The following is a 21,913-nucleotide window of genomic DNA, read 5'->3' as shown; positions in this document are numbered from 1 at the left end:
GATCCGCTCTCGTGTCAAGAGCGTTGCCGCACCGCCGTCGCCGGGGTGGGGTGGGGTCATGCGCCCACTGTGGAAGACGGATGCGGCACCGCCGCCGGGAACCCCGCTCGAAGACGGATCGCACCACGACGTCGCCATCGTCGGCGCCGGTCTCACCGGACTCGCGACGGCGGTCATGCTCGCCCGACGCGGCATGGACGTGGCGGTGATCGAGGCCGGGGAGGTCGCCCAGCTCACCAGCGGCGGCAACACCGGCAAGCTCTCCCTCCTGCAGGGCTCCGTGCTCTCCACGTTGCGCCGCCACCATCCCGCGTCGCTCGTGCGCGCGTACGTGGATGCGAACCGCGACGGGATGCGGTGGCTCGCCGCGTTCGCCGACGAAGCCAGCGTCAGCTACACCCACCGCACGGCGTTCTCGTACGCGCAGACGCCGGACAGCGAGCCGACCGTCGCAGCCGAGCAGGACGCCGCCCTCGAGGCCGGACTGCTCGTGCGGAGGGCGGTGCCCGACGAGACGGCGTTCCCCGTCGCCGCCGCGATCGCGCTCGACGATCAGATCGCGATCGATCCCGTCGCCGTGACGTCCGCTCTCGCACGCGAGTTCCTCTCCGCGGGCGGGTCGCTGCACACGCACACGCGCGTCACCGGCGTCCGCACCGTGCCGCGCGGCATCCTCCAGACGGACGCCGGCACGGTGTCGGCCGAGCACGTCGTCCTCGCCACCGGCACGCCGATCGTCGACCGCGGTCTCTACTTCGCCAAGACGCACGGGCTGCGGTCGTACTGCGTCGCGTTCACCGTCGACCCGTCGGCCGCTGTGCCGGAGGGCATGTTCCTCTCCGTGGACGGACCCGCCCGGTCGATCCGCCCGGTCGCGCCGTCGGACGGGCCCGACGCGGCGCAGCTCATCGTCGGCGGGAACGGCCATCCCGTCGGACGTGCGGCGTCGGAGCGCGAGCGGGTCGAGGACCTCATCGCGTGGACGCAGCGCCACTTCCCGTCGGCCGAGCCGGTGACGTCGTGGTCGGCGCAGGACTATCAGTCGCACGACCTCATCCCGTTCGTCGGGGTCATGCCGCGCAGCCTCGGACGCATCCGCTTCGCGACCGGCTACGCCAAGTGGGGGCTCTCGAACGCCCCCGCCGCCGCTCTGCGCCTCACCGCCGAGATCGCCGGCGTTCCGCGACCCGACCGTCCGGAGTGGATGCGGGTCATCTCCACCCGGTTGACGGTGCCCGCCGACATCGGCCGCGGCGGCGTCGAGAACCTCCGCGTCGGATGGGAGGCGACGCGCGGGTGGGCCGACGCGCTGCGCGATCCGGCGCCGATTCCGCGCCCGGCCGAGGGCGAGGGCATGCTGACGAGCCGTGCCGGTCACCCGATCGGCGTCTCCACGGTCGACGGCACGACCCGGGCGGTGAGTGCCGTGTGCCCGCACCTCGGCGGCGTGCTGCGGTGGAACGACGCCGAATGCACCTGGGACTGCCCGCTGCACGCTTCCCGGTTCACGGCGACCGGATGCCGCATCGAAGGGCCGGCGACGGAGGATCTCGCGGTGCTGCCGCGGTCTCCGCGCGAGGCCCGGGACGGGGCACGCAGCGGCATCCCTTCCACAGAGTGACACCCGGGAAAAGGCCTCCCAGACTCCGGTAGTAGGCTGGGGGATCGGTCGATTTATCTCGACGTCGAGACGTTTTTCGCCTCATCACCCCACATTCGTCCCAGCGAAGGATTGCACGTGGATCTCTACGAGTACCAGGCACGAGACCTGTTCGAACAGTACGAGGTGCCGGTGCTTCCCGGCATCATCGCCGACACCCCCGAGGAAGTGAAGGCCGCAGCCGAGAAGCTCGGCGGCGTGGTCGTCGTCAAGGCGCAGGTCAAGACCGGCGGCCGCGGCAAGGCCGGCGGCGTCAAGGTCGCGAAGACGCCCGACGAGGCGTACGAGGCGGCGAAGGCCATTCTCGGCCTGGACATCAAGGGTCACGTCGTCAAGCGGGTCATGGTCGCCGGCGGCGCCCGCATCGCCAAGGAGTTCTACTTCTCCGTGCTGCTCGACCGCGCGAACCGCTCGTACCTGTCGCTGTGCTCGGTCGAGGGCGGCATGGAGATCGAGCAGCTCGCCGTCGAGAAGCCGGAGGCGCTCGCGCGCGTCGAGGTCGACCCGCTGACGGGCATCGACGAGGCGAAGGCCCTCGAGATCGCGAAGGCCGCGAACTTCGACGACGAGCTCGCCCCCAAGGTGGCCGACGTCTTCGTCAAGCTCTACAACGTCTACACCGGTGAGGATGCGACCCTCGTCGAAGTGAACCCGCTCGTCCAGACCGAGGAGGGCGACATCATCGCCCTCGACGGAAAGGTGTCGCTCGACGACAACGCCGCGTTCCGCCACCCGAACCACGAGGAGCTCGAGGACAAGTCGGCCGCCGACCCGCTCGAGGCCAAGGCCAAGCAGCACGACCTCAACTACGTCAAGCTCGACGGTCAGGTCGGCATCATCGGCAACGGCGCGGGCCTGGTCATGTCGACGCTCGACGTGGTCGCGTACGCGGGCGAGAAGCACGGCGGCGTGAAGCCGGCGAACTTCCTCGACATCGGCGGCGGCGCCTCGGCGACGGTCATGGCCGCCGGCCTCGACGTGATCCTCGGCGACCCGCAGGTCAAGAGCGTGTTCGTCAACGTCTTCGGCGGCATCACCTCGTGCGTCGCGGTGGCCGAGGGCATCGTGAAGGCGCTCGAGATCCTCGGCGACGAGGCGAACAAGCCGCTCGTCGTGCGCCTGGACGGCAACCAGGTGGAGGAGGGCCGCGAGATCCTCGCGAGCGCCAACCACCCGCTCGTGACCCTGGCCGCAGGCATGGACGAGGGCGCCGACAAGGCCGCCGAGCTGGCGAACGCCTGAGCCGCACCGACGAGACAAGGACAAGAGAATGTCGATCTACCTCAACAAGGACTCCAAGGTCATCGTCCAGGGCATCACCGGCGGCGAGGGCACCAAGCACACCGCGCTCATGCTGAAGGCCGGAACGAACGTCGTCGGCGGCGTGAACGCGCGCAAGGCCGGCACGACCGTCTCGCACGTCGACGCCGACGGCAACGCCGTCGAGCTGCCGGTCTTCGGCTCGGTCGCCGAGGCCATCGAGAAGACGGGGGCCGACGTGTCGATCGCGTTCGTGCCGCCCGCGTTCACCAAGGACGCGATGATCGAGGCCATCGACACCGAGATCCCGCTGCTCGTGGTGATCACCGAGGGCGTACCCGTCGGCGACACCGCCGAGGCGTGGGCGTATGCGCAGAGCAAGGGCAACAAGACGCGCATCATCGGGCCGAACTGCCCCGGCGTCATCACGCCGGGCGAGGCGCTCGTCGGCATCACGCCGGCGAACATCACCGGCAAGGGCCCGATCGGCCTGGTGTCGAAGTCGGGCACCCTGACCTACCAGATGATGTTCGAGCTGCGCGACCTCGGGTTCTCGACCGCGATCGGCATCGGCGGCGACCCGGTCATCGGCACGACCCACATCGACGCGCTCGCCGCGTTCGAGGCCGACCCCGAGACCAAGGCGATCGTCATGATCGGCGAGATCGGCGGCGACGCCGAGGAGCGCGCGGCCGACTACATCAAGGCCAACGTCACGAAGCCGGTCGTCGGCTACGTCGCCGGGTTCACCGCCCCCGAGGGCAAGACGATGGGCCACGCCGGCGCGATCGTCTCCGGCTCGGCCGGCACGGCGCAGGCGAAGAAGGAGGCCCTCGAGGCCGCCGGCGTCAAGGTCGGCAAGACGCCGAGCGAGACCGCTGCGCTGATGCGCGAGATCATCACCGCGCTGTAACCGCGCGAGGTGCACAGGGGGACGGATGCCGCGGCATCCGTCCCCCTTTCGCGTTCCGCGGGACTGTTCGCCTGTCGCAAATCGACCTCGATGCCGCCTCGGAAGGTCGATGTGCGACAGGTGAGCGGTCCGGCGGTTAGCCTGGGGGCATGCCGCTGACAGGAGACTACGCACCGAGCACCTCAGAGTGGGCGCGGAAGCAGGCCGAGACGTTCGAGGCGAGCGCCGGCGCCGAGGCGAACACGCTCCAGGGAAAGCCCATCATCGTGCTGACGACCCTCGGCGCGAAGACGGGAGCCCTGCGCAAGACCGCGCTGATGCGCGTCGAGCACGACGGACGCTACGCCGTGGTCGCCTCGAAGGGCGGAGCACCGGCAGAGCCGAAGTGGGCGTCGAACATGCGCAAGCACCCCCGTGTGGAGCTGCAGGACGGCGACACGAAGCGCGACTACACCGCGCACGAGGCATCCGGGGCGGAACGCGACGAATGGTGGGAGCGCGCCGTCGCGGCGTGGCCCGCCTACGACTCGTACCAGGAGAAGACCGACCGGCTCATCGCCGTGTTCGTCCTCGAGCCGGTCGAGGGCTGAGTCAGCCCACGCAGCCGATCAGCCCTCGTAGCCGATCAGCCACGTCACGCCGAACCGGTCGGTGACCTGTCCGTCGTGATCGCCCCACGGCCGCAGCTGCAGCGGATCGATGACAGTGCCGCCCTCCGACAGCGCCGCGAACCAGTGCTCGAGCACGGCCGGCTCAGCGGTGCCGAGAAGGGAGAACATCACCCCTTCGAGCCGGAGGGTCGCCTGGCCGTCCACGGCGTCCGCGGCGAACAGCGTGACCGGCCCGGTGAGCCCGCCGTGCGCCACCGCGTCGGCGGGTCCGTCGTCCCGGCCGAACTCCGCGAACGTGTTCACGCCGACGTCGCCGCCGAACACCTCCTGGTAGAACGTCAGCGCCTCGCGCGCGGTGCCGGGGAAGTGCAGATACGGCGTCAGTCCTGCCATTCCGCGATGGTAGCGCGCTCACCCGACGCGGACGATGCCCGGCCGCGCGCGACGGCCGCCATGCCACGATGACGCCATGGACGAGGACGCCGAGCTCGCGGCGCTGCGCACCCGCGTCGCCGAGCTCGAGGAGCAGAACCGCGCGCTGTCGGCGGATGCCTCGGCCGACGCGCCCCTCGAGGAGGCCCGGCCACGCCGCGGCGGGCGGGGGCGCAGCATCGTCTCCGCGGTCGCGCTCGTGCTGGCGGCGATCCTCATCCCCATCGCGGTGCTCGGCACCTGGGCGCGGCTCGAGCTCGTCGACACAGACAGGTTCGTCGCGACGTTCGCCCCGCTCGCCGAGAACCCCGACGTGCAGCGGTTCGTCGCCGACCAGGCCGTCACGGCGATCGACGAGAACCTCGACATCGACGGCACCGTCGACATCCTCTTCAACGGGCTCGCACAGCTCGACCTGCCCGACCGGGCGAAGTCCGCGATCGGGCTGCTGACAGGGCCGGCGGTCGAAGGAGTGCACTCGCTCATCTCGTCGGCGGTGGATCGCGTCGTCGCCTCACCCGCCTTCGCCGACATCTGGGAACGTGCGCTGCGGCAGACCCACTCCCGCGCCATCGCGATCATCCAGGGACAGCCCGGCACCGCGCTGCAGCTCGCCGACGACGGCACGCTCTCGATCGACGTCGGCGTCGTGATCGACCAGGTCAAGCAGCGCCTTCAGGACCAGGGCGCGGGGATCGCCGATCTCATCCCGCAGATCAGCAAGGTCGTCCCGATCACGACCTCCGACTCGCTCATGCTGGTGCGCACCCTCTACCAGCTCGCGATCGCCGTGGGCTACTGGCTGCCGTGGGCGCTGCTCGGGCTCCTCGTGGTCGGTGTGGCACTCGCCCGCAACCGGCTGCGCGCGCTGGCGTGGACCGCGCTCGGCTGCGCCGTGGCGCTGCTGCTTCTCGCGGCGGGGCTGGGCATCGGCCGGATCTTCTTCGTCGGGACGGTGAGCCCGTCGATCATGCCCGCGGCGACCGCGAACGTGATGTTCCACCAGCTGACGCAGCTCATGTTCTCGACGACGGCGGCCCTCATCCTGCTGTCGGTGATCGTCGCCGTCGGCTCCTGGTTCGCGGGCCGGTCGCACAGCGCCACCGTCACCCGGGGCGCCGCCGACGCGGCGTTCGGCCACGCCCGCGCGTTCGCCGACGCGCACGGCATGGGAACGGGCCGCTTCGGACACGGCGTCGAGCGCTGGCGCACGACCATCCTCGTCGCCGCCGCGGTCATCGCGGCGCTCGCGGTCTTCTTCACCCGCCCCGTGACGGCGGCATCCGTCATCGTCGCGGTCGTGTGCCTGATCGTCGTGGTGCTGCTCGTCGAGCTGCTGCGGCGCCCGGAGCCGGTCACCGTCGAAGAGGCGCCGACCGCCGCGGACCCGGCAGGCGCACCTGACGGCGTGCGGAGTCAGCCGCCGATGACGGCTTCCAGCGGCCCGCGCGCGAAGTAGATCACGAAGCCGGCGGCGACGATCCACAGGAGCGGGCTGATCTCGCGTGCCTTGCCCGACAGCGAGCGGATGACGACCCAGGCGATGAAGCCCGCGCCGATCCCGTTCGCGATCGAGTAGGTGAACGGCATGACGGCGATCGTGACGAACACCGGGATCAGCACCGACAGGTCGGTGAAGTCGATGCGGCGGATCTGCGACATCATCAGCGCGCCGACGATGACGAGAGCGGATGCGGCGACCTCGGTAGGCACGATGGACGTCAGCGGGGTGATGAACATGGCGAGCAGGAACAGCACACCCGTCACGAGGTTCGCGACGCCGGTGCGCGCCCCTTCGCCGATGCCCGACGCCGACTCGACGAACACGGTGTTCGAGGAGCCCGACGTCCCACCACCGACCACGGCGCCGACACCTTCGATGATCAGCGCCGACTTCAGCCGCGGGAAGTCCCCGCGCTTGTCGGCGAGGTTCGCCTCCTCGGCGAGCCCGGTCATGGTGCCCATCGCGTCGAAGAAGTTCGTGAAGACGAGCGTGAAGACCAGCATGACGCACGCGATGACGCCGATGCGGCCCCAGCTGCTCACGAGGTCGACCTGGCCGACCAGGCCGAGGTCGGGGATGCTGAACCACTGCGACGGCAACGCCGGCACCGACATGCCCCAGCCGCCTGGGTTGTCGTCGCTGCGCGGGCCGATGTGCCAGATCGCCTCGATGATCATCGCGACGACGGTGCCCGACACGAGCGCGATGAGGAGGGCGGCCTTGACCTTGCGGGCCATGAGGATGCCCGCCAGCAGCAGCGTGAGGACGAACAGCAGCACCGGGATCGTGGCGATCGAGCCGCCCACGCCCAGCCCGACCGGGGGAGAGGGCAGACCGGTGGCGGTGACGAAGCCGGCGTCGACGAGACCGATGAACGCGATGAACATGCCGATGCCGACCGTGATCGCGATCTTCAGCTCCATGGGCACGGCGTTCATGATCATGCGCCGCAGGCCGGTGGCCGACAGGAGCACGATGATGAGACCGTTGATGACCACGAGCCCCATCGCCTCGGGCCAGGTGAGCTGGCCGACGACGCTCACGGCGAGGAACGAGTTGATGCCGAGGCCCGCCGCGAACGCGAACGGCAGCCGCGCGATGAGGCCGAACAGGATCGTCATGACGCCGGCGGTCAGCGCCGTGACGGCCGCGAGCTGCTGGTTCTGCAGCACATGCCCCGCGACATCCTTCGTCCCGCCCAGGATGATCGGGTTGAGGATGACGATGTAGGCCATCGTCACGAACGTGACGATGCCGCCGCGGATCTCCGTGCCGAGGGTGGATCCGCGCTTGGTGATCTCGAAGAACCGGTCGAAGCCGTTCTTCGGCTCGCTCGTGTTCGCGGCTGTCGTGTCGGGTGCAGGGGCAGTGCTCATTGTCGGGGGACCTCCGAGAGAAACTTAGCGTCACCGGTGGCCATCGACAGCATCCGTCCAGGAATGCGCGCGCGGGCGCGCCCGGCACGGCGCGCGCCGCACCGCCGGATAGTCTCGACTGCGCCCATGCATCGTGTTCTCGTCGCCCTCCTCGCCGCCTTCGACGCCGCCATCACCGCGGCCGTCGGCATCGTCGTCGTGCTCGCTCCGCTCACGCTCCTCTGGGTGGTCGGCGCGGGTGCACCCGAGTGGTCGGCGCTGTGGCCGGCCACCGCGGCGATCTGGCAGCTCGGGCACCTCGTGCCGCTCACGGTGCACCTCCCCGTGGAGTACGTCGCCGCCGCCGGTATCCCGGAGGCCGCAGCATCCTTCACCCTCTCGCTCGCCCCGCTCGCCCTCGCCCTCATCACCGCCGTGTTCGCGGCCCGCTCCGGCGTCCGCGCCGGGCGCAGCGGACGCGCGCCGGTCGCCGTCACCGCCGGTGTCGTGGCGTTCGCCGTCGTGGCCGTCGTCGTCGCGCTCACGGGGCGGTTCGCGCCGGTCGGCGCATCGGTCTGGCAGGCGGTGCTCCTGCCCACCCTCGTGTACGCCGTGCCGGCGGCGGGCAGCGCTCTCGTCGCCGCGTGGAGCGAGGGCGACGCCGGCGGCGCGCGCTTGCGCGAGCACCTCTACGACCTCCCGGGGCTGTGGCCCGACGTGCCGGCCCTCGTCGTGCGCGGTGCGGGGATCGCGCTGACCGCGCTCGTCGGTCTCGGCGGCGTCGCCGTCGTCCTGGCGCTGCTGGTGCGCGGCGGGCAGGTCGTGGCGCTGTACCAGGCGGGCAACGTCGACACGATCGGCGTCGTGGTGGTTTCGCTCGCGCAGCTCGCGTACCTTCCGACGCTCATCGTCTGGGGGATGGCGTACCTCGCCGGCCCGGGGTTCGCCCTCGGCGCCGACACCGCCGTGTCACCCGCGGGCACCGAGGTCGGCGTCGTGCCCGGCATCCCGGTGCTCGGCGGGCTGCCCGAGTCGGGTTCGCCGTGGCTCCTCGTCCTCGTGCTGCTGCCGATCGGCGCCGGCGCGCTGGCGGGATGGATGCTGCGCACCCGCGTGCGTGCGCTGTCGCCGCATCCGGAGTATCCGCTGCGGGTCGTCCTCGCGGCGGGGATCGGGGTGCTGTCGGCGGCCGGAGCCGCGCTCCTGGCATGGGCGGCGTCCGGCGCCATCGGCCCCGGGCGGCTCGCGCACGTCGGACCTCACCCGGGCGCGGTCGCGCTGGCGGTCGGCATCGAGGTGCTCGTGGGCTGCGCGATCCTGCTGCTCGGCCCCGACGGCGCGCAGCAGCACGATGGACACGACGGCCTGAGACGGACGCCCGACGAGACGGACGACCCGACGCGGCAGCCTGACGAGGCCGCCGAGCGCTGGACGCGTGGTCGAGGCGAGGGTCCGGAGGGCGTGACGCGGGAGCAGGAGGAGCCCCCGCGTGCCGCGGACCGCGACGAGGACCAGACCGACACCGCGCCCATCGACCCGGGATTCCTCGGCGACCGCCCCTGAGCCGAGACGGGCTCCGAGCGGGAGCGCCCCAGCAGAGAAGTGCGGCGCGGCGACCGCCGACCCTGCGAAGGAGCGCCGTGCGGCGGTAGGTAGACTGGGCGCGTGCTCACGGTCGCCGTCCTCATCTCGGGCACCGGCTCCAATCTGCGTGCCCTGCTCGACGCCGCTGACGACCCCGCATACCCGGCTCGCGTCGTCGTGGTCGGCGCCGACCGCGAGGCCGACGGTCTCGCCCATGCCGAGGAGTTCGGCATTCCGAGCTTCATGGTGCCCTTCACCGGCTTCGCCACGCGCGAGGAGTGGGGCGCCGAGCTCGACGCCCAGTTGCGCACCTGGAACCCCGACCTCATCGTGCTGAGCGGCCTCATGCGGCTGCTGCCCGCGACGGTCGTGGATGCGTGGGCGCCCCGGATCGTGAACACCCACCCCGCTTACCTCCCCGAATTCCCGGGCGCCCACGGCGTGCGCGACGCGCTCGCCGCGGGAGTGACGCAGACCGGGGCGAGCGTCATCGTGGTCGACAACGGCGTCGACTCCGGACCGATCCTCGCTCAGGAGCGCGTCAGCGTGCTGCCGGGCGACGACGAGCACACCCTGCACGAGCGCATCAAACCCGTCGAACGGCGACTGCTGATCGACGTGGTGCGCCGCGTCGCGACCGGCGAACTCGACCTCGCCGCGCGTGCCGCACAGGGCGTGTGACCTTCACCGTCAACCAGCAAGGAGCACCCATGGCCGGCCCCCGTCACGATCCTTCCCTCTACCGCGAGCGCGACGTCGTGCCGATCCGGCGGGCTCTGGTCTCGGTCAGCGACAAGACCGACCTGCTCGTGCTGGCCGAGGCGCTCGCCGGAGCGGGAGTGGAGATCGTCTCGACGGGGTCGACGGCCGCGACCATCCGAGACGCGGGCTTCGAGGTGACCGATGTGGCGTCGGTGACCGGCTTCCCGGAGATGCTCGACGGGCGCGTCAAGACGCTGCACCCCGCCGTGCACGGGGGCCTTCTCGCCGACCTCCGCCTCGCGTCGCACGAGGAGCAGCTCGCAGAGTTCGACATCCGTCCGTTCGAGCTCGTGGTCGTCAACCTGTACCCGTTCGTCGAGACCGTGCGCTCCGGCGCGTCGGGCGACGAGGTCGTCGAGCAGATCGACATCGGCGGTCCGGCCATGGTGCGCGCGTCGGCGAAGAACTACGCCAACGTCGCCGTCGTGGTCTCACCCGAGTCGTACCCCGCGGTGATCGAGTCGGTGCGCGGCGGCGGCACCACCCTCGCCCAGCGCAAGGAGCTCGCGGCCCGGGCGTTCGCGCAGACGGCGAACTACGACCGTGCTGTCGCGACCTGGTTCTCCGAGGAGACGCTCGCGGAGGGCGTCGACCTGCCCCAGCACCTCACGATCAAGGCGGAGCGCCTCTCGTCGCTGCGGTACGGCGAGAACGCCCACCAGCGGGCGGCGATCTACTCGCGTGTCGGCGGACGCGGGATCGCGCAGGCCGACCTGCTGCAGGGCAAGCCGATGTCGTACAACAACTACGTCGACGCCGACGCCGCCCTGCGTGCGGCGTTCGACATGGTGCTGCCGGCAGTGGCGATCGTGAAGCACGCCAACCCGTGCGGGATCGCCGTCACCGCCCCCAACGCGCTCGACGAGATCGCCAGCGCCCACCTCCGTGCGCACGAGTGCGACCCGCTGTCGGCGTTCGGCGGGGTGATCGCGGCGAACCGGACGGTCACGCTGAAGATGGCCGAGAACCTCCGCGACATCTTCACCGAGGTGATCGTCGCCCCCGACTTCCAGCCCGAGGCGCTCGAGCTGTTCAAGCTCAAGAAGAACCTGCGCGTGCTGCGCCTGCCCGCCGACTGGCAGCAGGAGCGGATGGACGTGCGGCTCGTCTCCGGTGGCCTGCTGCTGCAGGACGCCGACCGCTTCCCCGACGACATCGAGTCGGTGGCGAACAACTGGGAGCTCGTCTCGGGCGAGCGGCCCGACCCCGCCGACATGCAGAACCTCATCTTCGCGTGGAAGTCGTGCCGCGCCGTGAAGTCGAACGCGATCGTGCTCGCCAAGGGATCCGCGACCGTCGGCATCGGCATGGGCCAGGTGAACCGCGTCGACTCGTGCAAGCTCGCGATCGAGCGGGCGGGCGACCGCGCGGCGGGCTCCGTCGCCGCATCCGACGCGTACTTCCCGTTCTCGGACGGCCCGCAGGTGCTCATGGACGCCGGGGTCAGCGCGATCGTGCAGCCCGGAGGGTCGGTGCGCGACCAGGAGACCATCGATCTCGCCCGGGAACGCGGCATCACGATGTTCTTCACGGGCGAGCGCCACTTCTTCCACTGAGCGGCCCGTCTCGGCGTCGCCTCGCGTCGCCTCGGCGCCACCTCGCCTCCGGTCGTCTCGCCTCCGCTCGCGGCCGAGTGTGGGGTCTGGTGGGGCGCGGCGGCCCGGTAGGGTCGATGCGGGAAAGGGAGGACCCGCGGGTGATCTGGGAGATCGACGAATCGACGCGCACCGTCGAGGGACTCGACGCGCACGGGCGTGCGATGCCCGAGTACGCCGCGTCGCTGGGGCTCCGCGCGGCCCGACCGGGTCAGCGCGTTCTCGCCACCGTCTGCGAGCTCGCGATCGGCGTCGTGCTGACGCTACCGCTGCTGATCGGCACCGTACCGGTGGCGGTCGCGGCGGCCACCGCATCCGACCCCGCTGCGAACCTCGCGGCAGGCTCTGGTCTGCTCGTCGGCCTGATCTGCGCCGGCGTCACGATGTTCCTGACCACGGCGTTCATCGTGGTGCAGCTCGTGCTGCACGGGCGGCTCGGCGTCACCGTCGGCAAGGCGATCGCGGGCATCCGCTCGGTGAACGTGCGCACGCTGCAGCGGCCGGGCTTCTGGCGCGGCGCCGTGGTGCGCTACCTCGTGCTGTGGGCGAGCTTCATCGTGCCGCTCCTCGGTCCGGTCTTCGTGATCATGGTCTCGCCGGCCCTCGACCGCGAACGGCGCGGCCGCGGCTGGCCCGACCAGGCCGCCGCGACGTGGTTCGTCGACGCGCGCAACGGCCTGAACCCGTACGACGCGAAGCGGATGCGGATCGCCCGCAAGACCGTCGCGACCGAGCGGCACGACGAGGTGCAGCGGCTTCCCTCGCTCGCCACCCCGGTCGACGCGGCGGTGGGACCCGCCGCGTTCCCGCTCGCACGCAGCACCGGCGGCGTGCTCGGCGCCCCGCGCGCCGGACAGGCGACGGATGCGGCGGCCGCCGCTCCGGCACCCTCGCCGGCGCCCGCGCCGGTCGCGGTCCCGCCGGCACCCGCGCTGATCCCCGCCCCTGCCGCGCCCGCCCCCTCCGCTCCCGCGTCGGGCGCGCAGTCGTCCTCCCCGAGCTCGTGGGCGCCGCCGGCGCTCATGCCCGACGACCCGCCCTCGTCGGACAGAGCACAGGATGCCGCAGCCCCCGCGACGGCGGGAGCTGCCCGCGCCGCATCCGTCCCCGGCGAGCTCGTGCTCGACACGGGGCAGCACATCCCGCTCAGCGGCGGAGGCGTCCTCCTCGGGCGCGCCCCCGCCCGCGCGGAGGGCGACGACGAGCTCACACCGATCCCCGTCGACGACGCGACGAAGTCGGTGTCGAAGACGCACCTCGCCATCATCCGGCTCGCCGACGGTTGGTTCGCCGAGGACCGCCACTCCACGAACGGCAGCGCCATCGTGCGCGACGGCGCCCAGCACGAGCTCGTCCCCGGGCGTCCTGTGCCGCTGCGCGACGGCGACGACATCCGCTTCGGAGACCGCCACGCGCGGATCGGCCTCGGCTGATCCCCACTGACCAGCATCGCCCCCTGAGGAACCGCCGATGAGACTCAAGCTGACCCTGCAGCGGCAGACCGGACACGCGACCGACATCGTCGTCACGACCGATGCGACGGCGACGGTGCAGGACGTGGCGCGAAAGATCGCCGACACCGACCCCACCCGTCTCGTCCCCGCCGCGCCGCACGACGTCCTGAGCCTCAGCGTCGCACCGCCCACCTCGGGCGAGGCGACGCTCCTCGACCCCGACACCCTCATCAGCGACGCGGCGGTGGGATCCGGCTTCGTCGCCACCGTCGTGAATCTCGGGGCCGGCTACGCCGCGGCGCGCTCGTCCGACGGCCCGGCGGTCGCGACCCTGCATGTCGTGGCGGGGCCGGCGACGGGGCAGGAGTTTCCGCTCGCCAAGGGGTCGCTCACGATCGGCCGCGCACCCGACAACGACATCGTCATCGACGACCCGCTCCTGTCCAAACGGCATGCGCGCATCGAGGTGGGCGCGGGCGTGGAGGTCGTCGACCTGAACTCGGCGAACGGCATCGTCGTCGACGGCGGCCTCGTGCAGCGGCTGCGGGTCATCCCGGGGCAGCGCTTCATGCTCGGCGACACCGAGGTCGTCGTCCGCATGCTGCACGACTTCGCCCCTGTCGTGCAGGATCCGGTGCTCGAGCGCGGCGGCACGCTGATGTTCAACCGGAGCCCGCGCGTGGAGCCGCGCTTCGCCGGCGAGGAGCTGGCCGAGCCGCGCATGCCGAAGGAGCCGGTGACGCGGCTGTTCCCATGGCCGATGCTCGTCGCACCGCTCATCCTTGGTCTTGCGATGTTCGCGATGACGGGCTCGCCGCGGTCGCTTCTCGTTATCGCGATGTCGCCGCTCATGCTGCTCGGCAACTTCGTCTCGCAGCGCACCCAGGTGGGGCAGCGGCTGCGCAAGGACGGCGAGGTCTTCGAGCGCACATTCGAGGAGCTCGAGGAGAAGCTGTACCACGAGCGCCCCCGCGAGCGCGAGGTGCGCAACGCCGAGGCACCGCCGGTCGCGGTGGTCTTCGAACAGGCCATGCAGCTCGGGCCCATGCTGTGGACGCGGCGGCCGGAGCACTGGAACTTCCTCGCCGTGCGGCTCGGCAGCTGCACCGCGCCCTCCCGCACCACGATCGCCCGCACCGAGGCGCCGGAGTCGCTGCAGGAGTATGTCGAGCGCGTCGACCGGCTGCAGGAGCGCTACCGGATGATCGACGGCGTCCCGGTGCTCGAGTCGCTGCAGAGCGTCGGCGTCGTCGGCGTCGCGGGTCCGCAGCGCGAGGCGGCGGATGCCCTGCGCGGGCTCTGTGTGCAGCTGTTCGGGCTGCACTCGCCGAACGACCTCGTTACCGTCGCCCTCACCGAACCGGAATGGGCGCAGGAGCTCGGCTGGCTGAAGTGGCTGCCGCACACGTCCAGCGAGCGCAGCCCGTTCCGCGACATGCCGCTGTCGGACTCGGCCTCCACGGGCGCGGCACTCCTGTCGGGCCTCGAAGAGCTCGTCATGCGCCGGTCGAGGGCGTCGTCGTCGCCCCGCCCGCCCTACGGCGACGACTGGGACCCGATGCGGTTCGGCACGAACGTCAAACGTGCGGCGGAGGAGGCATCCTTCCCCGGACAGACGGCCGTCCTCGTGATCGTCACCGCCGACGCACCCGTCGACCGTGCACGACTCACGCAGGTGCTCGAGCGCGGCGCCGACGTGGGGGTGTACGGGCTGTTCGTGGCCCCCGTCGTCGAGGCGCTGCCGGCCGTGTGCCGCAGCTTCGTCGACGTGACGGCCGGGCTGGAGAACGCGCGGGTCGGCACGGTGCGCAGCGGCGTCGAGTACACGGATGCGGCGATCGAGGGCGTCTCGAACGAGCTCATGGCGGTGCTCGCCAAGCGCCTGGCGCCGGTCACCGACGCGTCGACGATCGTCGAGGACGCCTCCGACATCCCGAACTCGGTCATGTTCCTGTCGCTCGTCGGTTCGGAGCTGGCGACGAATCCGTCGTTCGCCGTCGACCGGTGGCGGGAGAACAACACGATCATCGATCGGTCGGGGGGCACTCTGCCGCGGCTGAAGAAGGCCGGCAACCTGCGGGCGATCGTGGGGCACGGCGCGACCGACGCGATGGCGCTCGACCTGCGCACGCAGGGTCCGCACGCGCTCGTCGGAGGCACCACCGGCGCGGGCAAGAGCGAGTTCCTGCAGGCGTGGGTGCTCGGCATGGCCGCCGCGCACAGCCCCGACCGTGTCACGTTCCTGTTCGTCGACTACAAGGGCGGGTCGGCGTTCGCCGACTGCGTCGAACTGCCGCACTGCGTGGGCCTCGTGACCGACCTCAGCCCGCACCTCGTTCGGCGCGCGCTCACGAGCCTGCGCGCGGAGCTGCACTACCGCGAGCACCTGTTCAACCGCAAGAAGGCCAAGGACCTCCTCGAGATGGAGAAGCGGCGCGACCCCGAGACGCCGCCCGCGCTCGTGCTCGTCATCGACGAGTTCGCGGCTCTCGCGGGCGAGGTGCCCGAGTTCGTCGACGGCGTCGTCGACATCGCCCAGCGGGGGCGCTCCCTCGGCATCCACCTCATCATGGCCACCCAGCGCCCCGCCGGCGTCATCAAGGACAACCTGCGCGCCAACACGAACCTGCGCGTCGCGCTGCGCATGGCCGACGAGTCGGATTCGAAGGATGTCGTCGACGACCCGATCGCGGGCAGCTTCGATCCCAGCATCCCGGGCCGCGGCATCGCGAAGACCGGGCCGGGCCGGCTCGTGCCGTTCCAGTCGGCCTACGCCGGCGGATGGAGCACCGATGAAGCCCCCGAGGCCGACGTCAGCGTCGCCGAGCTGCGGTTCGGCTCGGTGCAGAAGTGGGAGACCGAGGACCGCGACGACGGCGACGTGCACGACGGCGACCCCGGTCCGAACGACCAGAAGCGCATCGTCGCGACGCTCATCTCCGCAGCCGCGCAGGCCGGCATCCCCGCGCCGCGCCGCCCCTGGCTCGACGATCTCGAGACGACCGTCGACGTGCGGGAGCTCGCCGCCGGACGTGCCGGGTCGATCCTGCTCGGCAAGCGCGACGTGCCCGAGCGCCAGCTGCAGGAGCCGGTGTACTTCGAGCCCGACCGCGACGGCTCGCTGCTCGTGTACGGCACGAGCGGCTCGGGGAAGTCCACCGTGCTGCGCACCCTCGCCGTCTCGGCGGCGATGGGCCGCCGCGCCGAGAACGTCGAGGTCTACGGGCTCGACTTCGGCTCCGGGTCTCTGAAGAGCCTCGAGATGCTGCCGCACGTCGGCTCGATCATCCCCGGCGACGACGCCGAGCGCGTGCAGCGCATCCTGCGCACACTGGCCGCCGTGCTCGACGACCGCGGCAAGCGCTTCAGCGCGGCGAACGCGGCGAGCATCACCGAGTACCGCGAGCTGACCGGGCGCGACGAGGCACGGGTCGTCCTGCTCCTCGACGGCCTGCCCCAGTTCCGCACGGAGTGGGAGTCGACGAGCGCGCGGATGCCGTTCTACCAGGTGTTCATGCGGATCCTCGGCGAGGGCCGCCCCCTCGGCGTGCACGTCGTGGCGACGGCCGACCGCTCCGGTTCGGTGCCCACCGCGGTGAGCTCGAACGTGTCGCGCCGGGTCGTGCTGCGCCTGGCCGACGAGAACGCCTACGCGCTGCTGAACGCACCGAAGGACGTGCTCGACGAGCGGTCGGCTCCCGGACGGGCGATCGTGGACGGCTTCGAGACGCAGATCGCCGTGCTCGGCGGCACGCCGAACGTCGCCGAGCAGACCAAGCTGCTCGAGCAGCTCGCCGCCGAGCTGCGCGCACTGGGCGTGCGGGAGGCGGCCGAGATCGGGTCGCTGCCCACGCGGCTCGATCCGGCGGAGCTGCCCACCCGAGCGGGCGAGTTCCCGGTGCTGGGCATCGCCGAGGACACGCTCGCGCCGCGCGGCTTCGACCCGGTCGGGACGTTCGTCGTGGCGGGCCCGCCCCTCGCGGGCAAGACGACGGCGATGAAGTCGCTCATCTCGGCGATGGTGCGGTTCGACCCGGAGGTGAAGCTCTTCCACCTCGGCGGCCGCCGATCGCAGCTGAAGGACTTCGTCCCGTGGGTGCGCAGCGCCACGACGCCCGACGAGGCGAAGGAGCTCGTCACAGAGCTGGCCGACCTCGTGGCCGACGAATCGATCGGGATGCGGCTGATGATCGTCGTGGAGGATGTGCCGCAGTTCGCCGACTCCCCGGCGGAGCGGCCGCTGAAGGCGCTGTTCCAGGCGGTGAACCGGAGCGAGCACTTCCTCATCGGCGACGCCGACGTCTCCCAGGTCACGAGCGGCTTCGGCCTGATCGGCGACTTCAAGGCCGGTCGCCGCGGCATCGTGCTCAAGCCCGACTCGTTCGACGGCGACGCGATCTTCAAGGTGCCGTTCCCCAAGGTCAAGCGCTCCGAGTTCCCGGAGGGGCGAGGACTGTTCGTGCAGGCGGGACGTGCCGTGACGGTGCAGATGCCGCTGACTGAGGCATCCGAGCTCGCAATCCCGGAGCCCGCGGCATGAGTCGCGCGCCGTCCGCCAGGCAGCACGAGGAGAAGGTGAACCAGGGATGAAGAACGAACCGATCCGCCTGACCGGGAGCGACCGCGACATCGCCGCGATCGCACGACGCGCGTGGCGCATCGTGGCGTCGTCGCCCGAATCCCGTGGTGTGCTGCCGGCCCTGGATCAGCTGGGGCGGGAGCGCCGCGCGTTCATGGCCCGCCTCGCGACACCGACCGTGCCGGCTGGGGGCGTCGCGCCGCCCGCATCCGAGCGCGGCCGGAGGCCGATCGGCTGGTACGTCCTGTTCGGGGTCGGCCTGCTCGCCGCTGTCATCGCGGCGGCCTTCGCGGGACCGGTGACGAAGCGGATCGTCCTCGATCCCCAGTCGACGGTGCCCCTCATCTTCACCGCCGGCGTCGTGGCGATCGTCGTGCTGGGCGCCGCGCTCGCCACGTGGCCGTGGGCGCGCCACCGGTCGAGCACCGCCGTCACGCTCGCGGTCGTCGCCGGGCTCGCCGTGCTGGCCGTCGTGGTCTTCCGGTTCGTCGTCGGGCCGCACGGCGGCGCCACCGACCTGACGGCGACGCAGTTCGCGTGGTGGCAGGCGACCGGGATTATCCTGGTCATCGAACTCGCGGCTCTGGCGCTGCTCGGTCGCCCCGCGCGGGACGACGACGACCGCAGCATCGGCGCCGGAACGCGCGCCGATGGGCGACGCCTTCGCGCCGATGCCGCACGGCTCGCGGAGACCGATGTCCCCGACGCCGTCCGGAGCACCTGGGAGCAGGAGCTCGACGCAATCGGCGACGCAGACGCCGCCACTGTCGCGCAAGCACGCGAACTCGGCCCGGTCGCCTGGCTCGTGTGGTCGTTCTACGATGGCGAGCTCGACGTCTCCGCCGTGACTCGGGGCTGAGGGGTGGGGATTTGTCCCCATCGACGGGGTGGTGGGGTGTTGTTAGGTTCGTGGTGTCGGCCCGGTGGGGGTCGGGCTTTCTGAGCGAAGCGTTCTGAGTGAAGGAGTGGACGATGGCTGATTTCGGAGCATCGTATTCGGAGATGGAGCAGGTGGCGAACTCGCTGTCGCAGGCTCGTGATGACATCCAGGGGCAGCTTGACACGCTGAAGTCGCAGGTGGACACGCTGCTGGGTGAGGACTTCAAGACGCAGCACGCGTCGGGGAAGTTCGGTGAGGGTTATGAGGAGCTCACCACGGGTCTGAAGAACGCGGTGGACGGGATCGGTGACATGTCCGATGCGCTGACCGGCATGATGCACGCGATCCAGGACCTCGACCAGCAGCTCGCCGGCAGCTGATCTTCCACGCGGCGTCCGGCGGCTCCGGCCGTCGGACGCCGCTGTGCCGTCTTCCGCACCGCACCGCCGGCGCGGAAGAGGCGACCACCGCGCGTGTCGCCGCGCACCGTTCGCACCTGAGGGGGAGGTTCTCGCATGGCCTACGACGACATCGACATCCCGATGCGGAGCATGGAAGAACTCGAGAAGGCAGTGAAGGACACGATCGACGAGTTCGAGAACGCCACGCACAACAGCGAGGCGCTCGAGGCGGCGATCGGCAGCCCGCTCGGGCGCTCGGGCCTCCGTTCCGAGGCGCAGCGCTTCGAAGAAGCGTGGGACGACAAGCGCGACACTCTCAAGGACCACCTCGCCGACCTCCTCGAGCGCGTCTCGGGGACGCGGGAGAAGTGGGCGGAACTCGACGCTGAGCTCGCGAAGGCCGTCGACACATCGGATGGAAACGACGGATGACCGAGAACGACCCGAAGTACCGCTCCTTCGAGATGCTGCACACGCCGGGCGGCGGGCATGAGCTCCGGCGGATCAGCGGCAACGCCGACGACATCCAGAAGCGCGGCGCCTCGATGAAGGACCTGGGCGAGCGGATGCAGAAGGCGGCGAACGCCCTGAGTGCGATCGCGTCGGGCACCGAGGGCAAGGGGGCCTCCATCGACAAACTGCGTGACAGCGCCGAAGACGTCTACTCCGATCTGAAGAAGGCCGGCATCCGCTATGCGCCCAGCGGTGAGGTGCTCGCGCATTACGGCTCGGTTCTGGGACAGGTGCAGCATCCGATCGATGTGATCGTGACGGAGTGCGAGAGCCTCTGGGCAACCGTCCGCACGACCTCGACCGACCTCGAGACGGCCACCCAGTCCGGCGATGACGCCGACGCGGCGCAGTCGGCGTTCGACACCGCGGTGCAGGACTGGCGCGACGAGGCCGTGAAGTACAACAGTTACTACGACTCCTGGGACGCCGCATACGAGAAGGCTCACGGCGGGCTCGAGGATGCCAACGACAACGGTGTCAAGGACTCGTGGCTCGACAACGCGCTGCCCTTCCTCGACGCCCTCAGCACGGTCCTCACGTGGGTGGGGATCGCGCTCGTCGTCGCCGCATGCATCATCGGCGGGCCGTTCGTGCTCGCCGCCGCCCTCGTCGGCCTCGCCGCTCTCGGCGTGACGCTGCTGCGCTACGCGGGCGGGAGGGCGACCATGACCGACGTGATGTTCGCGGCGATCGCCGTGTTCCCGTTCGGGAAGGCGTTCGGTGCGCTGAAGGGCATCTCCAAGGCGGCCGGCCCCCTGGGCAAGCTGACGGCGGGCCTGCGCGGCGGCAAGGGAATGCTGGGCGACCTCGTCGGCCTCGGCAGCAAGACGAGCCTGAAGAGCCTGAAGGGCGTGCTGCAGAACGGCAGGCTCGCGAAGGTCTTCCACGGCAGCGGCGCCCTCAACAAGAACGGCACCGCCGTGCTGCGCGGGCTGTTCGCCAAGACCGGCAAGCCCAGCATCCTCAGCCGCCTCACGCAGGGATTCGACAACGCCGCCGGCGCGCACATGACCGACGTCGCCGCATCCCTGTCCAACAAGGCGAAGGGGAACCTCGCGCAGTTCCTGTCCAGCACACCGGGCGGCAAGGGCCTCGCCTCCGTGATGGGCGACGCCGGCGGCGCGCTCGACAAGGTGCTGAACTTCGTCGACGCGTCGGGCAAGGGCGGGCTGAGCTTCTCGCACGACATGGGATGGGTCTGAGCATGCGGGCCGGGCTCGTGCGTCAGGTGGAGGTGCCGTTCGACGCGCGGTACTTCCTCGAGGTTCCCGACGAGGTGCGCGGCGAGGCCGCCCGACAGCGCGGGCCGTGGCTGCACGAGGTCTGCGCCGACAACATCGTCGCCGACGAATGGCAGTCAGATCCAGGCGCCCTCCTGCAGCGCCTCGAGGTGCAGGTGGGGCTGCTCTCACCCGAGGCGTTCGGCGCGTTCCTGTTCTGTCCCCGCGGACTTCCCGGCGACGTGCTCGTCGAGGTGTACATCGGCGAGGTCGACGTCGACGACCTCGATGAGCTCGACCGCCAGCCGGCGCGTGTCGCCCTGCCCGAGCGGGTGCGGCCCGTGACCTCGGCGACCCTCGGGGAGGGACGGGTGACGAGTTCGGTGTCTGCCACCCCCGAGGGCGGGGCGATCGGCGAGCTGCTGTTCGAGTTCCTGCACGACGGCGTTCTCGTCGAGGTGTGTGCGGCGACGGCCGAGCTCGCCATCCTCGGCGCGGCATACCCGCTGCTGGAGGAGTTCGCGGCGGGCATCAGCGTCACCGCAGACGAGGGGAGCATCGGATGAACTCGCTGCGTGCGGAGCTGCTCGGCGTGCGCGATGCTCCGACCATCCGCATGCTCGTGCCCGGCGGCTGGGACGTCGTCCCGCTGGAGGGCGAGGGATACGAGCGCTTCGTGCAGCGGTTCCGAGCGACGGCGAAGAAGGCCGGTCGACCGGATGTCGACGCCTACGTCTCGTCGAGGCTGAAGCGCTGGATCGGTGAGCTGCGGGACCGGGGTGGACTGTACGCGGTGGTGCCCGCGGACCTGCCGGACGGCGCCATCCTGCCGATGTCGCTCACCGTGTCGGTCGTCGGTGACGACGGCGTCGGCTCCCTGGAGGACTGGGTCGCGGCGAAGATCCGCCAGGGCACGACGGAGTTCCTCGACGAAGGCCGCACCGTCCTCGCGTGGAAGACCGCGACCGCCGGGCGCGACGAGATGGCGGGGACCGTCTCGCAGCAGTACTCGTATCTCGTCCCCGTGCCCGGAACGAAGCGGCGACGGGCAGTGCTGCTCTCGGGTACGCACCTCGTCGAGGAGAACGAACCCGAGGACGCACCGCACCGCGAAGCGGCGAACGCGCTGTTCGATGCGATGGCGCTGGCGCTCGACTTCGTGCCCGCACCGGCGTGACCGGGGTGGGGAT

At 71.1% G+C, this 21,913-nt stretch carries 18 protein-coding genes; 16 read left to right on the top strand and 2 right to left on the bottom strand.

The features are described 5' to 3' along the window. Window positions 1-58: 58 nt before the first annotated feature. The 4 genes from AC3RX1_RS01785 (at window position 59) to AC3RX1_RS01770 (ending at window position 4,423) form a co-directional block, all read left to right on the top strand. Window positions 59-1,621 carry an FAD-dependent oxidoreductase gene (locus tag AC3RX1_RS01785; RefSeq protein WP_491499513.1) on the top strand — a complete coding sequence of 521 codons (1,563 nt, stop codon included), beginning with the start codon at window positions 59-61 and terminating at the stop codon, window positions 1,619-1,621. 117 nt (window positions 1,622-1,738) lie between these two features. Beyond that, window positions 1,739-2,902 (top strand): ADP-forming succinate--CoA ligase subunit beta, encoded by a 1,164-nt coding sequence (sucC, locus tag AC3RX1_RS01780; RefSeq protein ID WP_491499512.1) that lies wholly within the window; start codon window positions 1,739-1,741, stop codon window positions 2,900-2,902. 28 nt (window positions 2,903-2,930) lie between these two features. Beyond that, window positions 2,931-3,833: a succinate--CoA ligase subunit alpha gene (sucD, locus tag AC3RX1_RS01775; RefSeq protein ID WP_491499511.1), complete on the top strand. Its 903-nt coding sequence runs from the start codon at window positions 2,931-2,933 to the stop codon at window positions 3,831-3,833. A gap of 149 nt (window positions 3,834-3,982) precedes the next feature. Next, window positions 3,983-4,423 carry a nitroreductase family deazaflavin-dependent oxidoreductase gene (locus AC3RX1_RS01770; protein WP_491499510.1) on the top strand — a complete coding sequence of 147 codons (441 nt, stop codon included), beginning with the start codon at window positions 3,983-3,985 and terminating at the stop codon, window positions 4,421-4,423. Window positions 4,424-4,441: 18 nt separating this feature from the next. On the opposite strand, the gene AC3RX1_RS01765 is transcribed toward AC3RX1_RS01770, so the two are convergent. After that, complete coding sequence (locus tag AC3RX1_RS01765) at window positions 4,442-4,837, bottom strand: VOC family protein (protein ID WP_491499509.1); 396 nt, start codon at window positions 4,835-4,837, stop codon at window positions 4,442-4,444. 76 nt (window positions 4,838-4,913) lie between these two features. On the opposite strand from AC3RX1_RS01765, the gene AC3RX1_RS01760 reads away from it, so the two are divergent. Further along, window positions 4,914-6,335, top strand: a complete 1,422-nt coding sequence (locus AC3RX1_RS01760; RefSeq protein WP_491499508.1) for a hypothetical protein — start codon at window positions 4,914-4,916, stop codon at window positions 6,333-6,335. Here the strand turns inward: AC3RX1_RS01760 and AC3RX1_RS01755 are convergent. Beyond that, window positions 6,293-7,756: an NCS2 family permease gene (locus AC3RX1_RS01755; RefSeq protein ID WP_491499507.1), complete on the bottom strand. Its 1,464-nt coding sequence runs from the start codon at window positions 7,754-7,756 to the stop codon at window positions 6,293-6,295. The two genes, AC3RX1_RS01760 and AC3RX1_RS01755, sit on opposite strands and share 43 nt — an antisense overlap. 126 nt (window positions 7,757-7,882) lie before the next feature. On the opposite strand from AC3RX1_RS01755, the gene AC3RX1_RS01750 reads away from it, so the two are divergent. The 11 genes from AC3RX1_RS01750 (at window position 7,883) to AC3RX1_RS01700 (ending at window position 21,900) form a co-directional block, all read left to right on the top strand. After that, window positions 7,883-9,298, top strand: a complete 1,416-nt coding sequence (locus AC3RX1_RS01750) for a cell division protein PerM (RefSeq protein WP_491499506.1) — start codon at window positions 7,883-7,885, stop codon at window positions 9,296-9,298. Between the two features lie 102 nt (window positions 9,299-9,400). Then, window positions 9,401-10,000 carry a phosphoribosylglycinamide formyltransferase gene (purN, locus tag AC3RX1_RS01745; protein ID WP_491499505.1) on the top strand — a complete coding sequence of 200 codons (600 nt, stop codon included), beginning with the start codon at window positions 9,401-9,403 and terminating at the stop codon, window positions 9,998-10,000. A gap of 29 nt (window positions 10,001-10,029) precedes the next feature. Then, the gene (purH, locus tag AC3RX1_RS01740) at window positions 10,030-11,637 is read left to right on the top strand and encodes a bifunctional phosphoribosylaminoimidazolecarboxamide formyltransferase/IMP cyclohydrolase (protein WP_491499504.1); all 1,608 of its coding nucleotides are present in this window, start codon (window positions 10,030-10,032) and stop codon (window positions 11,635-11,637) included. Between the two features lie 140 nt (window positions 11,638-11,777). Beyond that, entirely contained in the window at window positions 11,778-13,109 is a 1,332-nt protein-coding gene (locus tag AC3RX1_RS01735; RefSeq protein ID WP_491499503.1) for an RDD family protein, read from the top strand. A gap of 37 nt (window positions 13,110-13,146) precedes the next feature. Next, window positions 13,147-17,670, top strand: a complete 4,524-nt coding sequence (locus AC3RX1_RS01730; RefSeq protein ID WP_491499502.1) for a type VII secretion EssC family protein — start codon at window positions 13,147-13,149, stop codon at window positions 17,668-17,670. Window positions 17,671-17,716: 46 nt separating this feature from the next. Continuing rightward, window positions 17,717-18,568 carry a hypothetical protein gene (locus AC3RX1_RS01725; RefSeq protein WP_491499501.1) on the top strand — a complete coding sequence of 284 codons (852 nt, stop codon included), beginning with the start codon at window positions 17,717-17,719 and terminating at the stop codon, window positions 18,566-18,568. A gap of 113 nt (window positions 18,569-18,681) precedes the next feature. Next, a complete protein-coding gene (locus AC3RX1_RS01720) occupies window positions 18,682-18,969 on the top strand; it encodes a WXG100 family type VII secretion target (RefSeq protein ID WP_259612460.1) in 288 nt (95 codons plus the stop codon). A 135-nt stretch (window positions 18,970-19,104) separates the two neighbouring features. Continuing rightward, window positions 19,105-19,422, top strand: coding sequence for a hypothetical protein (locus AC3RX1_RS01715; protein ID WP_491499500.1), 318 nt, complete (start codon window positions 19,105-19,107; stop codon window positions 19,420-19,422). Continuing rightward, window positions 19,419-20,705 (top strand): hypothetical protein, encoded by a 1,287-nt coding sequence (locus AC3RX1_RS01710; RefSeq protein WP_491499499.1) that lies wholly within the window; start codon window positions 19,419-19,421, stop codon window positions 20,703-20,705. Before AC3RX1_RS01715 ends, AC3RX1_RS01710 begins: the two co-directional genes overlap by 4 nt. After that, complete coding sequence (locus AC3RX1_RS01705; RefSeq protein ID WP_491499498.1) at window positions 20,696-21,289, top strand: hypothetical protein; 594 nt, start codon at window positions 20,696-20,698, stop codon at window positions 21,287-21,289. The genes AC3RX1_RS01710 and AC3RX1_RS01705 overlap by 10 nt, the downstream gene beginning before the upstream one ends. Further along, window positions 21,286-21,900 carry a hypothetical protein gene (locus AC3RX1_RS01700; protein WP_491499497.1) on the top strand — a complete coding sequence of 205 codons (615 nt, stop codon included), beginning with the start codon at window positions 21,286-21,288 and terminating at the stop codon, window positions 21,898-21,900. Before AC3RX1_RS01705 ends, AC3RX1_RS01700 begins: the two co-directional genes overlap by 4 nt. The last annotated feature ends 13 nt before the right edge of the window (window positions 21,901-21,913 follow it).

It is taken from the genome of Microbacterium altimontanum (assembly GCF_058349865.2).
Note: the sequence above shows the minus strand (reverse complement) of the source record. Positions and strands in the feature narration are given on the sequence as shown.